We start from the raw sequence: 16,571 nt of genomic DNA, 5'->3' as shown, positions 1-16,571 counted from the left end.
AAGCCTTGTTTTAAGTTGGGAAATGTCCTGTTTTTGGGTGCTTTACCCTTTCGTTTTTCAGGACTCCTTTACTTTAGGTTTGTAGCCCGATCGCGTCGATGAGGATAAGTTATGGAAAATTAAGGAGATAATTAAGTCGAATCTGTCTAAAAAATTAATGACTTTTCATGGGATCTGGAAAACCTCTTTTCTATTTCTCTCTCCTTTTAGGCTACGGTGTACACACAAGCCTTGAAATTACAGCTCACACTTGGTTTCGTCGTCTAGCCCTAAGCTGTTTATGATGAAATACCCGAAATTACCCAAGTAGACGAGCTAGAAACTTTTGTCGGTAAAAAAACAAAGTTTGGTTGTGGGCAAAAGTAAATAAGCATATTCCAGTAATTTTATTAACAGCCAAATTTCAGCAATCCGATCGAGAGAGATTCACTGATTTGGATGTTGTTGCTATTTTTGCCAAGCCTTTCCGTCCATTGAAACTGGCAGAGCAAATCAGTCAAGTACTGGGCAGTTAGCCTGACTTTGATGAACGGCAAAGAAGGCATTGTATAAAATAAAATTTGCACTCGCTGCCGAACCGAAATTATTTTTAGAGAAACTATTAGAGCAGCTAACTAGTGATGAACTGCAATGGCTGCTGGAAAAAGCGGAATTAGTGGCAGTGTAAATCGGAATTCAGTAGTCAGAATTGAGTGTAATTTGCCTATGACTGAGGCTCCCCAGGATGCCCGATTACAGCAGATAAAGTAGTTAATAAATCTGTCGCTGTGTAAGGCTTTGACAGAAACTTCTTAGCACCAATGGCAATAGCCTTTTGCTCGTTAGCGGGTAAACCACTGGTGGCAATAATCTTAATATTGGGGTTGAACGTTCGCAGAATGGAGATAGTTGTTAATCCGTCCATGTTGGGCATGGACATATCTAGCAAAACTGCACTAATTCGTTCCTTATACTGGGCATACAAAGCGATCGCCTCAATGCCATCGTTAGCTACAAGGGTTTTATAGTTATAATCTTCTAAAGTTCCCTGATTGGTTTGTTTTACTAAGTCTTCATCATCAACAACTAAAATCAATTCGCCATTACCTTCAGGTAATTCTGCCTTTGTTATTGTCTCGGTTGCTTTGCCTTCTCCTCTGGGCAAAAATACCTGAAATCGTGTCCCTTTACCTACCTGAGTTGATACTTCCACAAAACCACCGTGGTTTTTGACGATACCTAAAACTGTTGACAGTCCTAGCCCTGTACCTTTACCAACTTCTTTAGTTGTAAAAAAGGGATCAAATATGCGCTCTAAGAATTCTGGAGGGATTCCTGTCCCTGTATCTGAGACGGTAACAACCATGTAGCCTCCTGCTTTCGCGTCCAGGTGCATTCGGGCGTTTGTTTCGTCAATCATCCGGTTTTCGGCATTAATTGTGAGCATACCATCATTGGGCATAGCGTCACGGGCATTGACTGCCAAGTTCATAAATACCTGTTCTAATTGGGTGGGATCGGCTTGCACCATCCATAATGTGTTTATGGGAATGTCATTAACAATTTCGATGGATTTAGGAAATGTCTGTTTGATGACTTTGACCAATTCTTGGAGCAAATGCCCAGGTTGCAACAAGATGCGCTTCCCTTCTGTACCACGGGTAAAGGTGAGAATTTGTTTAACTAAGTTCGCTCCACGCTGCGAGCTGTTTTCTAGTGTTTTGAACAGTTCTTGAGTCTGCAAATCCACATTTTTGTATCTCAAAGGCAGCAATTCGGCAATCATGATTATGGGAGCAAAGACGTTGTTGAGGTCGTGAGCAATGCCACTGGCTAGAGTTCCTACACTCTCCAAGCGTTGAGCGCGGTAAAATTGTTGCTCTAGTTGTTTTTTCTCGGTGATGTCGGTGTTGACTGATAAGATAGATTGGCTTTGTCCGAATTGATTCTGTACCAGTGTCCACCGACTAGCAACGATAATTTTTCTCCCAGTTTTGGTGGTTTTTTCTAACTCCCCTTGCCAATAACCTTGTTCCAGAGTGGTTTTGAAACCTGCTGCTAGTTGAGACAAGGATTCTACGTTGAAAAGTTCATGGACTAATTTCCCCATGCTTTCCTGTGCTGTCCAACCGTATAACTTTTCAGCACCTGGACTCCAGAACAGAATGCGGTTTTCTAAATCGCGGACAAAAATGGCATCGGTAGCAATATCAATTAAAGCTGCTTGTTCGGCAATTTTCTGTTTGGCCAGTTTGCGATCGGTAATATTGCGGCTGACGGCTGCCAGACCAATTAGCTGGTCATTCATGTCTTTGACGCAAGAAACGCTGTAAACCATCCATAATGCTTCTCCCGTCTGGAAATGACGGAAACGAATTTCTACTTCTGCCCGTCCCTCACGCAAAACACGCGGGAAAAATTCATTGATGATAAAGTCCCGATCTTCAGGAAAGAAAAATTCCCTGACTGGCGTTTCGCTATATTGCTGAGTGTCATTTAGCCCGACTAGTTGCATACCCGCCGGGTTCAAATAGAATGGCACAAAATTCATATCACACATACCGATAAATTCTGTGCTGTTATCGGCCAGAGAAACAAATTTACGGATTTCAAGTTCCGATTGTTTGCGTTCGGTGATATCTATATTCACCCCAATCATCTGGAGTGGCTTATTAGTAGTGTCATCATACAATACTTGACCCTTGCATACTGACCAACCAACTGTACCATCTGAGTAAATAAACCGGAATTCGAGATTATGGGGTACTTGCTGGTCAATTGCTCGCAAAACTGATTGATGCAGCAATTCACGGTCTTCAGGGTGGACAATGAGATTTAAAAAATTTTCATAGCTGACATCAAAGGTATCAGGAGTTAGACCAAATAAAGTAAACAAACTCTCAGACCAGATAACCTGATTGGTTCTCAGATTCCATTCCCAAGTGCCAATGTTACCAACACTAAGTGCCAGTTGTAACCTTTGCTCGCTTTCTCTGAGAGTTTCCTCAGTTTGTTTACGAGCGCGCAACATGGCTTGGCGATCGCTCACATCCCGCAGTATTGAAAGATGACGATGTGGTATAAAATTGGCAACCGCCGCAAATTCAGTTTCTCGCACTGTGCCATCGGGACAATATATGTTAAACTCACCCAACATTTGTCCTTGTTCGTAGAACTGTTGCCAAGCTTGGGTAAAATCAAATTCGGGTGCTGCAAAATCTGCGATTGTGGAACCTAACAGTTCTTCCTTCGATACACCAAATAGCTTACAGGCTGCTGGATTTACCTCTACATAGCGCCCCTCGTCATCTGCAATCGCGATCGCATCAAGAGCACGATCAAAAAGAGCTTTCCACTGATGTTCACGCTGCTGGAGTGCTATTTCAGTCTGTTTGCGCTCCTCAATTTCCCGTTTCAAACGTACATTTGCTTGCAGTAGTTCAGCTGTACGCTCCGCCACCCGTAACTCTAATTCTTGTTGAGCTTGGCGGTGTTGTTCAACTTCCTGTTCTAACTGCTGGTTGCATTGTCTAAGTTTAACCGTTTGTTCCTCAACTTTTGCTTGCAAAACTTGAATTATGCTGTCTATTTCTAGGGGATCAAGCACTTGTAGGAGATTAGTTTGTGTCACCAGTCCTTGCAATTCGCTTTGTTCTCCAACTACGGTTAATCGCCGCACCTTTCGCTCTTGCATCAACTGGTGAACAGTCCATAAAGATTCAGTGGGAGTGATGCTTAATACAGGGGTACTCATCACATCTTGCGCCTGGGTTTGGGCTATATCTAGTCCCTGTAAATGGAATTTAATAATATCTTTTTCAGTGATCATTCCTACTGGGATCAATTTCGCCTTCTGTTGTGCGACAATCACAACACAACTGATCTGGCGATCGCTCATGATTTGAGACAATTCCAGCACAGATGTAGTCGGGAGAGCATGAATAACTTCAGTTACCATTACTTCCGTCACACATTGCAATTTCAACAGGTGAACTGGTTGGATAACCTGACGAATTCTGTCTTGGGTAATTAAGCCTACCAATTGTCCAAGATCATCTACTACAGGTAGATGGCGAATACAATGTTGACGCATGAAAGATAAAGCTGTGAGGGCATTTTGAGCCTGAGCCAACCCCAGGCTGATGACTGGTTGTGTCATCACCTCTGAGATTTTGACACTGGATAAATCTTTGCCCATCCCAGTCAGTCGTATTACATCCCGTAGAGTTAATATACCTATTAAGTTTGTTTCTTCAACTACTAAAACATAACTACTAAAATCAAACTTAGACTCTACTATACTGCTATTTACCCTATTCATTAGAGCAATAACATCAATAACTGGGGTATCAGGTAATACAATTAAAGGAGAACATTCAACTATCTGCTCTAAAGTAGGTAAATCCACAGGAGAAAGTGAGCGCATTAGTTTAGTCTGTTGGTTAAAGCAATTAAAGAATTGATTTCAAAAATCAGAGGATGACAAAATAAGCTTAAAATTTATCAATCTTCAAGCCATTTTGACAAAATTTAGCTTTCTGATTTAATCAAAGTTATGATTTTAAATTTTTGCTAAGGAACACCACACGAATAAATTACCTTTTTTAATCGCTGAACCCCTACTAATCAAGGTTAATATTTTTCAAAAGGGAAGTTATTTCACGACTCCTAATGTATTTAAATAGTTTTTTGTAATTTGATAACTTTCTTATAAAAATGTATCAGATTGATTATATAACCTAACTTGTTAATTACAAAAGTGCCTATATAAGGTAAAGACAAAGATAAAAGCTCTGAGGTTAAGCATAAAACCTTTATTCGTGACTACATGAATTGATTTGGGTAATTTTTGAGTAATGATACTAAAAGTCGTCTCAATATCAATATCTTATTCCCCCAAGCAAATCCTCACAACATTACAGGCAAGCAAAACGGGGCAATTAATGAATTGTCCCCCGTTATGACTATTGTTTGCGTAAGTCCTGAATTAAATCTCGAAGGCACCTAACGCTTTGAGAACATCTTTTTGAGCTGTGGTGATTCCTGTCACGCCTGTAATATTACTTCCTTGATAAGGTCTGTCAGGATTCAGTATTTTCAAGCATTCACCCGTTTGGGCATCCCAAATCTGAATAGTTCCGTTTTGGCTACCGCTAGCGATCGCATAATGTTCTGTAGATTTACCAAATGCGATCGCCGATCGCATTGCATGAGGCAGGACAGGCAGCACTTTCAGGCAAACCCCTGTATGCCTATCCCAAATTCTCACTGTTTGATCTAAGCTACTACTTGCCAAAATATCACCTTCTGGACTAAAGGCGACTGACCAAACACTATTACTGTGTCCCTGAAATATATTCAGACATTCACCTGTATCAACCGACCACAGGCGAACTGTTTCATCTTCAGCGCTACTGAGAATTTGCCCATCTGGACTAAAAGCGATCGCTTGCACTCTACTAGTGTGTCCTTCTAAAATTTGGAGACATTCACCAGTGGAACGAGACCACAGACGAATGGTTTGGTCTTCACTACTGCTAGCGACTATTTCACCATTGGGGCTAAAGGTAACACACCAAATCCAACTGGAATGACCTTGCAATATATTGAGGCATTTTCCTGTACTGACAGACCATAAGCGAATGGTTTGGTCGTCACTGCCGCTTGCTAAGATTTGTCGATCGGGACTAAAGGCAACTGATTGCACCCAATTTACATGATCTTTCAAAATTTGCAGACATTGCCCAGTGCTAACTGACCATAAGCGGATGGTGCGATCCGCACTGCTACTGGCTAGCAAATCTCCATCTGGGTGAAATGCTACGGAAGTTACCCAGCCACTATGTCCGGCGAATTTTTTCAGACAAGTCCCTGTATTGACATCCCATAATCTTACGGTTTGGTCTGTGCTGCCACTGGCCAGAGTTTGACCATCTAGATTAAAAGCAACTGAAAATACCGAATTACTATAGCCTTTTAAGGTTTTAAAGCATCTACCTGTGTTGACATCCCATAGCTTTACAGTTTGGTCTGTGCTACCACTGGCAATGGTTCGACCATCTACGTTAAAAGCAACTGAAAATATAGAATTGGTGTGTCCTGGTAAAATATTCAGGCATTCTCCTGTACTAGCTTCCCAAATTCTGACTGTTTTATCGTCGCTGGCGCTGACCAGCATTTGGGCATTGGGACTAAAGGCTAACGATCGGACGCGATCGCTATGTTCTTGTAATATATTGAAGCAGTTGCCAGTACTAACTTCCCAGAGGCGAATCGTGAAATCGGCACTGCCACTGACTAGGGTTTGCCCATCTGGACTAAAGGAAATTGACCAGATGCGATCGCTATGTCCTTCTAAAATGCGATCGCATTCTCCACTAATTTTCCAAAGTCGAATCGTGAAATCGGCACTGCCACTTGCTAGGGTTTGGCCATCTGAACTAAAGGAAAGCGAGAGAATTCGATCTGTGTGACCCGAGAAAATTTTATGACAATCCCCAGTGTTGACATTCCATAATCTTATTGTTGGTTCATCGCCTCCACTCGCAAGCATTTGACCATCAGCACTAAAGGCAACTGACCAAATTGAACTTGTATGTCCTGACAATGTTCTCAGACATTTACCAGTGTTGACATCCCACAGGCGAATCGTTTTATCACTACTACAACTTGCTAATAATTGCCCATCTGGACTAAAAGCAAGTGACCAAACCCAACCTAAATGTCCGGCAAAATTGACAACAAGTTTCCCAGTTGCAACTTCCCAAAGACGAAGCTCACCTTCTGCATCTCCTGTAGCTAATAATGTTCCATCTGGACTAAAAGCAATGCCAGCAAAAACCATACCAAAGGTTTCAGCAAAAACACACTGGCTCAAATCAGAAGATTCAAAGTTAACATTATGCAAATTTACATCCTGTAAATAGGCTTGCCAAATCGTTAAATTTGAAAAATTATAGTTAGTTAAAGTTGATTGCAATTGACAAAGTAAATTTAAAATATTACCGCCTGCGTATCCAGTTTTGAGTGACGATGTACCTCGGAGCTTGGTCAAGCATTGAGTTAGCAAGTTCTCAATTGCAAGTTGTTCGCTGACTTCTATTAATAAACGATCGAGTAATAAGCGTTCCAGAATCGGCTTGAGAATGAAACGAACTTGCGTTTCTCGCACATAATCTTTTGCTTGGGCTTTGAGTAATGCATGAGTTTTGAACAGCAAAATTTTTTGGTCGGCATTTGCTTCTAAACCTGCTAGAATTTCTTGACAAACTTGAGCGACCAGTTTCTCAGTAGCATATTCCATTACTACAGGCTGAAGTGAAAACTGCGTCTGATGTTTTTCAATCAGTGTCGGCTTGGTCTTCTCAATTAAAGAACGTTGCTCTAGTGATTCTAAAATATCAATTAATTCTTGGGGCGATCTACGTGGAAAAATATCCGAGCGCAGTTCTGAAAATGAAGCGGGATCGCGATAGATAGCAAGCCAATAAATAACCGTTTTCTCTGACTCCGAAAGCCGTTCAAATTGCTGACCTATTAGATTGCGAATATTACCAAAAACAAATGCTTGCTGGTTGAGGAAATCAGAAATACTGCCATCAAATAAGTTTTGAATTGTAGTCGCAATAATTTTCAATGCTAAGGGATTTCCTGCGTAACCTTCAACCAGCCGATTCCATTCTTCTGTTGAGCCTTGGAAATTACCCTTTAAGTGTAAAAGTTCTTGTGCTTCTGTTTTCTTCAATCCACCCAATTGAAAAGCCCGAACGGGTAAGCTTGCTCCTTCTAGGAGACCAACTTCTGGAGGCTGATCTCGGCTTGTTAGCACTAAGCAGCTTTGATGGCGAATTTCTCCAATCTGTCTAAATATTTCGCCATAATATTCATAGCCTTTGATGTAGGATGATTTAGATTTTTCGTTATGTTGTAAGATTGTCTCAATATTATCGAAAATTACCAGACAACGCTGCGATCGCAAATAATGCAATAGACGCGAAATTTTGCCCTCAACGGTTTCTGGATAATCAATTTCTTGCTGATTAGATAATAATTTCAATAACTCGGTTAATATCTCTTGTACTGGTGGCGCATTTCGCAAACTCCGCCAAATCACCCATTTAAAATCACTCTGTAATTGTTGTGCCAGCTTGATAGAGAGAGAAGTCTTTCCAATTCCACCCATTCCTGACACAGCCACCAGCCGACACTGATCGACCAAAATCCACTGCTGTAACTGAGCTAGTTCTGCTTGTCTTCCGTAGAAAAAATCAACATCGATAGCATCTCCCCAATCTTGATACGAAGTCTGCGCTTCTGCAACTAGCAGATTATCAGTAAATTTGACTCGCGTTTTTTCTTCAATGTATTGGTTTGATTGTGCCGTCGCCCGCTCGATTGCTGTTCTGAAACTTGTTTTATTAACTTTTTCTCCTAACACTTCTGAAAGGAGTTTCCATAGCTTGGGGCCAACATCATGTTTTAAGTAAGTTGGAGAATAGCCATAAATGTCGGCAATGCGATCGTAACTTTGGCGTTCCAAAGACCAAGACTCACGCAACATAGCTTGTTGGAGATCGCTTAAATGTATTCTTGACTTGGCAAAAACGAGAGCGTCTGTAAATGCGAGTGCTTGATCGATATCCATTGCTGCGATCGACAAAAGTTAAATATACTTTAAATTTTATAATTAGAATGCCATAATTCATTTATCAGATAATAGCAAAAACAATATGCAAAATTTTACAAATTCTTTACACAAGCCTTTGCCGTTGAGCAATAAACCAAGACATTAAAAATTTTTGGGGGTTTAAGCTCCTGGGTTTGTCATCAGCAAGTTTTGTAAATATTGTCTTTCTCACCGTTGCAAAACTTAATTACTGATAAAAATTACTAATTATTTTAATATTTTCTAGATTCTGCAAAAATTTTAACTAGTAAAAAACAGTTTTTCGAATGATTCAGTTATTAATTAATCGAATTTGGCAATCGCTTTTACGTTTACTGTTACAGAGAATTACTCTCGTACTCACGCTGATGTTATGTGTAGCGATCGCGATCGCAATTTCTAATATGTCTAGGCTTTCATCGAGCTTGATTGAATCTCAAGCAGTGCAAAATGCTGCTTTGAACATTCAATCATTAACTCAAGCTTTTGACCTCTACAGCGCCGCAGCCGCAGATCGAGCTAAACTCGTACCTGGAATTACCGTCACCCACGCTTACCTCAATACCAAAGGCGCAATCCCCTTACCTTCAACTTTCGCGATCGAACTCGGTGAGCAAATTAGTGAAAAAAATGCCGAAATGTCTGTAAGACTATATAGTAACTATCCATATCCTTGGCGCACGAAAGGGGGAGCAAAAGACGAATTTGAGCGCGATGCACTCAACTTCTTGAAAGAAAACCCTCGTCAAAAATTCTATCGTCTTGAGAAGAAAAATGGAAACACCACCTTGCGTTATGCACAAGCTAGCCTCATGAAAGCAAGTTGTGTAACTTGTCATAACACAGATGCCACTAGTCCAAAGAAAAACTGGGAAGTAGGAGATGTTGCTGGAGCTTGGGAGATTTCTCAATCTCTCGATAATTTAGTAACCAAGACCAACCAAAGTCTCCAAGGAACCTTTGCTATGTTAGGCGGTATGTCGGTCTTAGGACTTTCAGGATTGACACTTGTTGTTGGGAAACTCCGAGAAAACAGCAGAAATTTAGAGCATCGGGTTAAAGAACGAACTACAGATTTAGCAGAAGCCAACACTGAATTAGAAAAAAGAAACCAATTAATTCGCCAAGTTTTCGGACGATATTTGAGTGATACGGTTGTTGCTAACTTGTTAGAAAGCCCGGAAGGATTAAAACTTGGTGGTGAACGCCGCAAAATTACTATCCTCACCTCTGACTTAAGAGGCTTCACTGCTCTCTCAGAACGCTTTCCACCAGAAGAGGTAATTCACATTCTCAACCTCTATTTAGAATACATGGCAGATGTGATTAATCATTACCAAGGCACAATTGATGAGTTTATGGGAGATGGTATTTTAGTCTTATTTGGTGCCCCGATCGCTAAAGAAGATGATGCCCTCAGAGCAGTTACTTGTGCTTGTGCCATGCAGTTAGCAATGGGTGGCGTTAATGAAAAGATGAAAACTCTCGGCTGGCCACCATTAGAAATGGGGATTGGTATAAATACAGGTGAGGTTATAGTCGGTAATATTGGTTCCGAAAAGCGGACTAAATATGGAATTGTCGGTAGTCAAGTAAATCTCACTTATCGAATTGAGTCATATACTAGTGGCGGTCAAATTCTCATTTCTGAACAGACTTTCAAAGAAGTCGGATCGAGCATCAAAATTATTGGACAAAAGCAAGTTCAGCCAAAAGGTTTGAGCCAGACAATTACCATTTACGAAGTATATGGTGTGGGTGGACGATACAATCTTTATTTACCCAAAGAAGAAGAATTATTTTTACCTGTTCCTCAAGAGATTCCGCTTTTATACACTATTTTAGATGACAAGCAAATGGGAAATCCGGTCTTTTATGGGCGTTTAGTCAAACTATCAGCAAAAGGAGCTGAATTACAAGTAGATATTCCCAATGAAGTACCACCGAAACTAACTAATCTTAAAATCAATCTTTTCATATCTAAAAACTCAGCGCAAGTCAGTGAAGATATCTATGCAAAAGTCTTAGAAAAACCGACAATTAGAGGAAATTTTTATATTAATTTTACCTCTGTTCCTCCATCACTCATAGCTCAGTTTGATAACCTTTATAAGATAATTTCTCAAAAATCTAATTAAGAATTTTAATTCTATAGCAGCCTTAAACTATTTGTGAAAATCCTATTTATTATCTCTCCGTATTTTTTGTGTTCCTCCACACTTTTTCTTGCATCCCTACCCTGCGGTCAGGCAAAGCACTTATGTGTTTAAACTAAAATCTATCATCGAAAAATAAAGTCGCTAATTTACAAAATCCCCCCGCAGGTTAATGAAAATTTAAAGTATGTTTTCTAACATCTAAAATGCATACTTCCATTTTCCTATCTGTGTGTAAATCCTCATGGCTAAAGTTGAAGAATTGACACCCCAGCAACTCTCTGAAACAGACCTAAAACCACGAGGGAGAGTTTATCCGAGTCCTATCAGTTGGCGCGACCAGTTTTTGTACCAATTGGTATTAGATAGATTCAGTGACGATAATGAAAATCAAAGGGAGCTTTTTGACCACACCAATCTTGCAAAATTCCAGGTTAAAGATAAAGCTGGCTGGATGGCAGCAGGGACAAAGTTCGTAGGTGGTACTCTTAGGGGAATTAAGAGTAAATTAGACTACTTGCAACGATTGGGAGTAACAACGCTGTGGATTAATCCACCTTGGCAACAACGTTCTGAGTTAGAAGCTTACCATAGCGATCGCATTCAAGAATTTTTAGATATTGACCCCCACTTTGGCACCCGTCAAGATTTAAGAGATTTAATTGATGCTGCCCACGATCGGAGGATGTATGTCATCCTCGATGTAATATACAACCAGAATGCTGATAACTGGTTTCACAGAAATGACGTAATTGCAGCTCTAGCCAGAGTTTATCAATATTGGATTGCTCTTTCTGACTGCGATGGCTTACGGATAGATAGCCTCAAGCACGTTTCTCCAGAAGATTCCCGCAAATTCTGCACAGCTATCCGTGAATACGCCGAATCTATCGATAAAGACAACTTTTTACTGACTGGGGAAATAACCTCCGGTAGTATGGCTGGTGCTTACATAGACATTATTGCTCGCAACTTTAGTGCTGTATTAGACATCGCACAGACCCCTAATGAATTGGCTGCATTCGCCAAAGGGTTAGTACACCCCAAGCAATTTTTCGATTTGTATAGCGAAAACAATCTCGCTGGAGAATACCGCCAAATTGGGACATATCATGTCTCCATCTTGGATGACTATGAGATGTCATTCCGGACTAATAAACAGCGATTTGCTGCATACAGCAATGTCCCTCATCTCTATGAGCAAGTTGCTCATGCTGTCGGTGTGCAATTAACCATGCCAGGAATCCCTGCTATTTATTATGGAACAGAACAGGCTTTTGATGGCAATGAAGGTTATCACGATTACAGCATAGAAGGTAGAAAGTTTGCGGAAGATAGATATATCAAAGAAGCAATGTTTGGCGGTGCTTTTGGCGCATTTCAAACAGCAGACTGTCATTTTTTCGATATCGACCATCCTACTTATTTGCGGATAGCTGCGATCGCGCGGATTCGCAACAGTCACGATAAAATTGGTAAAGCATTGCGCCGTGGACATCACTACCTACGCGAAACATCCTTTTTTAACTCCCCCTTCTCAATTCCTGGACAAGGCGAATTAGTTGCTTGGTCACAGACTTTATTTGACACAGAAGTGTTGATGGTGCTGAATACCAACGGCTTAGAAAATCGTGGTGCAGAAGTGACAGTAGATACTTATATGCATCCTCAAGATTCGACTATGACCTTTTTATACAAAAGCGATTGGAGCGATTCATATTTACGCCACCCACCCCGCGACCAAACTGTAGCTGTACAACATCATAACGACCGTCGTGCAACTGTGCGAATTGATTTGCCTCCTTCGGGAATGGCGATTTTAGCGTAAGCAAACACTAGCTTTTGGGCAAAGCTTTAAGATAAAAAACCTGGTTTAAATTTATAACCTTTTACTAGAAGCTTTGCCCCTGAAATTACTAAATATCTATGTTCTAATTTTTATTAACTGTTTTTAATCTAATACGGTTTAGTGAAATCTAAAATTATTTGTCAAAGTCAATTTGTTAATTAGACATATTTATAGCAAAAAGTTTCGCTAAATACCTCTGAAGATTCATGAAAGCCTGGATAATTATATTCCAATATTGAAGACTCAGATTTCAAGTAGCAAAATTATATCTCAAAGCAGAGAATTACTATGGAGAATGTAATTACTTACAACAATGATAAAGGACTTCTTGCTTACATTCAATTTCTAGCATCTAGTGCCCAAAAAATCGGAGATGGTAATACTGATAGAGTATTTGACTTCGAGGACGCACTCGACCAAACACAAATGGCACAGTTAGCTGTTGATGAATTAAAAAAAATCCCTGAAGTCAATGCCTTATTTTCAGAACGCTGGCTACCGGCCCCTTTCAATTTAGATGATCTAGCCAAACTCCCAGAAGGAACACTAGGTCATGTTTATGCTAGAGAAATGAAAGCTAGAGGATTCGATCCCTATTTTTACAAAAAAGTTCCTGTCGTTGATGATATTTCCTATCTCAAAATGCTTTGGAGATCCACCCATGACATATATCATGTAGTCGCTGGATTTGACACAAATGTATTTGGTGAAATTGGTCTACAAGCTTTTTTCTTAGCTCAGACCCCAATTCCCATCAGCGTCATGCTTTTGAGTTTTGGCATGGTGATGATTAGTCTTTATCAACCTACTAATTTTAAAGCTTTGATGACAGAAATATCTCGCGGCTACAGGGTGGGTTCTCATACTCCAGGCAAGTTGATCGCGCAAAAATGGGATCAACTTTGGGATGTACAAGTTAGCGAAATTCGTGAGCGTCTGGGAGTGAATTCTATTCTGTAAAACTGCTATTTTGAGAGCAGCTTTGATAAAAATTGCAACACCCTGCACTTTAGGAGTACAGGGTGTAAGACAGCTATATTTTGTGTGATTCCCAGTTTCTATTTACCTCAAAGCCAATCTCGATAAGCAGATATTTCATTTACGCTGATTTCAAATGGCATCCCTTTTCCAAATGGTGGATAAACGCGGATTTTGCCATTGCTAGCAAACCGTTCTAACCTATTACCCAACTGGGCAATATTGCTAACAATATGCCAGTAAGATACTAAATCAGGGCAGTCAACAATTAATGTAAGGATGCTAGCATTTGTTGTGAGATACCACTGACAATTAGATAATAGGACTCGCGTAATGCGATCGCAAGCTAGATAAAAGCATCTACCAGTAGACTGTTCTAGCTCCATTTGCAGCATTCCATCCTGTTTCGTTACCCCAGTGGGAGGTAAATCATCGGGAGGAAGCAGGTATAGTTTAGAAGACATAATTTCGCACCTCTTGGTTGTAGCGCGTCAAACTGTCCAGGTTTTTTTGCAGATCCGCAGACGAGGGTTTGAGTGCTAGCGTACCTAAATTTAATTCATCCTGAAATTTCTTGATTTTGTCTCTACAAGTCTCCACATCACCGATGATTGAGTTCTCAATCAAATAATCTTCATCGAAACAAATATTTGTGCGATCGAATGGTTTTTGGTTGGGATTCGCACTATTCTGCAATACTTGAGCCGTATTAGCTTTCATTTTCTGGCTAAATTGGCGAACAAAAGGTAACGCTTCACTCACAGCCTCGTCAAATGTTTTGCCAACATAAAAAAAGCGTGCCAGCACGAAGTTTTCTGCACCACTAGAATTTAAGGCTCGATATTTAGCAACAGTATCCTTCAATCTGTGTAGGGAGAATGGCGGCCCACCCATCAAGCTGAAGGAATGTTTAGCGGCAAGTTCGATACCATCATCGCCGCCAGTAGCAACATACACTGGTACTTGACTCTGCAATGGTTTTGGGTAAATGGTCAGGCGATCGCACTGGTAATACTTGCCATTAAATGATACATCAGTTTCATATAAAAGCTTTTGAACCAATGCGATCGCCTCTAGCATTTTAGGACGGGCTTCACTTGGGAGTGTCGCAAAATGTTTATTTTGTTGGGGAAAGGGGCCACCTTTAGCAACTCCAAATAATAATCGTCCATTGCACAGGTTATCCAGAGTGGCGATATCCTCCGCTACCCGAATTGGGTTATGGAATGGCAGTAACACTGCCGCAGTGCCCAGTTGGATAGTTGAAGTCAATCCCGCCAAGTGTGCCATTAACAGCAACATAGACGGGCTGAGATTGGATTCACTAAAATGATGCTCACTCACCCAGGCTGACTCAAAACCTAAACTTTCTGCCTGTTTTATCAGCGCGACTTGCTCAGAAATAGCACGACGAGCATCTTGGTGATGATTATCGTAATTGCAGAAAATTCCAGTTTTCATTACTTGCTTTGATACTTTGTGCTGGCTATTCTAGTGGTCGATAGGTTTGTAGTAAGCACTTTAGTGCTTCAATATTACAAATACCTTTACTCCTCTCCATTAATGCGATCAAAGACTAATTTGCAACCCACTGCAACTCCAACCATAGGCGTGGGTTGTTATGTTTGACCTTCGACATCGGATCGCGCAATAATCGTTTGGCATTCATGCAGACTACTTGGACTAGTCCCATATTGTCTGCAACTTCTCTGAGAATTTCTTTGTGGGCTTGCACATAGGAAATCATTTCGTCAGAGCAATAAATTCCTATATATTGCAACCGTCTAGCAGGTCGTCCCCAAAAACAGGTGATGACTTTCACATAACACCCATCTAGTAATTCCCCAACTTTTGGGTAGTAGTGGTTGAGGACTCTTGTGAATTCTTTGGCTAAGATATCTTCAGCAATCATTGGAACTGATATTTCTGTAGCGTCCATCACGCTATTTAATATAACATAATTTTATCAATTAAATATGACAAAATACCTTATGAGGTTTAAATAAAATATTAAATATTACATAAAAAAAGAGGTGTACCTTATTTGGTATCACCTCCGATTTGCGTAAAGCATCTTTAGATTGAATGAAATATCAAAGTATTGATTTGAATACCTCGATCGCGGCTATCAATGCAAAACCCACTTCTGTGGGTTAGTTTTTTAGTCAGCGTGCAAGATTAACCGCGATTTCTCATCGACAGGTATATTTGCCAAGGATAGATGCTCCCAAATACTCTGATATCAAAAACCATGAATTCAAATAAAATGTATTTAATTAGCACATTTCAATATTGAATTCTAAATGTTGAATTTTTAATTATTATCGAGCATTGCGTTCACAAACTAATACCTCTGCTATGATATCTGGCACATTTACAAAATCTGTGAAGCCTTCAGAACCACGGATTGGTGATATAAATGTATAGTTTGGATCGCAAGCTCCAGTGTCATATACTTGAATAAACCATCTATCGGGAAATCCTTCTACACCTAATTCCACAGTGTACCAACTCTCGCCAATCAGACGAGAGTTAAAGATTGTGAACCACTCTCGATTCTCTTCTGAAATATTCCAATCTGCCATGAGCAGTTCTAAAGCGATTTGTCCCGCATCCGTTGAAGTCAACAGCATTTTTACTCCTTATTGGCAACTTCAGGATTTTCAACTTCAGTATTGGGAACTTCAGGGTATAAACCCAATTCTTTAGCTAGCTCACGCGCCACAAAAAATAAAAATTTGGCACCATCTTGATTGCCTTCATGGGCAAACATCGTTGCTACTTGTAACATTGTTTCTACGAAACCAGAGTCAATTAATTCTGGTTTAGATTCTAAAATTTCTGGTTCTTGACCATTAGGGCACTTGAGCAATTCATCAATCAGATTAAAATACAGTTGCTGGCGTTGTTCTGACATGGTGTTTTGTTTTGGTTGATTTTAGTG

At 40.3% G+C, this 16,571-nt stretch carries 12 protein-coding genes; 5 read left to right on the top strand and 7 right to left on the bottom strand.

Translation table 11 applies throughout. The features are described from left to right. Nucleotides 1-350 precede the first annotated feature (350 nt). Nucleotides 351-515, top strand: coding sequence for a response regulator (locus NPUN_RS01820; RefSeq protein ID WP_234711031.1), 165 nt, complete (start codon nt 351-353; stop codon nt 513-515). 29 nt (nt 516-544) lie between these two features. Continuing rightward, nucleotides 545-667, top strand: a complete 123-nt coding sequence (locus tag NPUN_RS44015; RefSeq protein WP_272913951.1) for a hypothetical protein — start codon at nt 545-547, stop codon at nt 665-667. A gap of 36 nt (nt 668-703) precedes the next feature. Here the strand turns inward: NPUN_RS44015 and NPUN_RS01815 are convergent, their stop codons facing one another. Next, entirely contained in the window at nt 704-4,405 is a 3,702-nt protein-coding gene (locus NPUN_RS01815; RefSeq protein ID WP_012407163.1) for a PAS domain S-box protein, read from the bottom strand. A 561-nt stretch (nt 4,406-4,966) separates the two neighbouring features. Then, nucleotides 4,967-8,638, bottom strand: coding sequence for a WD40 repeat domain-containing protein (locus tag NPUN_RS01810; protein ID WP_234711030.1), 3,672 nt, complete (start codon nt 8,636-8,638; stop codon nt 4,967-4,969). 293 nt (nt 8,639-8,931) lie between these two features. Here NPUN_RS01810 and NPUN_RS01805 point away from each other — a divergent pair, with 293 nt between their 5' ends. From NPUN_RS01805 to NPUN_RS01795, 3 genes are all read left to right on the top strand, one after another. Further along, nucleotides 8,932-10,782, top strand: a complete 1,851-nt coding sequence (locus NPUN_RS01805; protein ID WP_012407161.1) for an adenylate/guanylate cyclase domain-containing protein — start codon at nt 8,932-8,934, stop codon at nt 10,780-10,782. 262 nt (nt 10,783-11,044) lie between these two features. Continuing rightward, entirely contained in the window at nt 11,045-12,628 is a 1,584-nt protein-coding gene (locus tag NPUN_RS01800; protein ID WP_012407160.1) for an alpha-amylase family glycosyl hydrolase, read from the top strand. A 309-nt stretch (nt 12,629-12,937) separates the two neighbouring features. Then, nucleotides 12,938-13,609, top strand: coding sequence for a Coq4 family protein (locus NPUN_RS01795; RefSeq protein ID WP_012407159.1), 672 nt, complete (start codon nt 12,938-12,940; stop codon nt 13,607-13,609). Between the two features lie 107 nt (nt 13,610-13,716). Here the strand turns inward: NPUN_RS01795 and NPUN_RS01790 are convergent, their stop codons facing one another. From NPUN_RS01790 to NPUN_RS01770, 5 genes are all read right to left on the bottom strand, one after another. Continuing rightward, on the bottom strand, nt 13,717-14,091 hold the full coding sequence (locus tag NPUN_RS01790) for a hypothetical protein (RefSeq protein ID WP_012407158.1): 375 nt from the start codon (nt 14,089-14,091) through the stop codon (nt 13,717-13,719). Then, nucleotides 14,081-15,088 (bottom strand): LLM class flavin-dependent oxidoreductase, encoded by a 1,008-nt coding sequence (locus NPUN_RS01785; protein WP_012407157.1) that lies wholly within the window; start codon nt 15,086-15,088, stop codon nt 14,081-14,083. The genes NPUN_RS01790 and NPUN_RS01785 overlap by 11 nt, the downstream gene beginning before the upstream one ends. Nucleotides 15,089-15,203: 115 nt before the next feature. Then, nucleotides 15,204-15,566 carry a hypothetical protein gene (locus NPUN_RS01780; RefSeq protein WP_012407156.1) on the bottom strand — a complete coding sequence of 121 codons (363 nt, stop codon included), beginning with the start codon at nt 15,564-15,566 and terminating at the stop codon, nt 15,204-15,206. Nucleotides 15,567-15,948: 382 nt separating this feature from the next. Beyond that, complete coding sequence (locus tag NPUN_RS01775) at nt 15,949-16,260, bottom strand: hypothetical protein (RefSeq protein WP_012407155.1); 312 nt, start codon at nt 16,258-16,260, stop codon at nt 15,949-15,951. A 2-nt stretch (nt 16,261-16,262) separates the two neighbouring features. Further along, nucleotides 16,263-16,544, bottom strand: a complete 282-nt coding sequence (locus NPUN_RS01770; RefSeq protein WP_012407154.1) for a hypothetical protein — start codon at nt 16,542-16,544, stop codon at nt 16,263-16,265. Between the last annotated feature and the right edge of the window lie 27 nt (nt 16,545-16,571).

It is taken from the genome of Nostoc punctiforme PCC 73102, from assembly GCF_000020025.1.
Lineage (GTDB): Bacteria > Cyanobacteriota > Cyanobacteriia > Cyanobacteriales > Nostocaceae > Nostoc > Nostoc punctiforme.
Note: the sequence above shows the minus strand (reverse complement) of the source record. Positions and strands in the feature narration are given on the sequence as shown.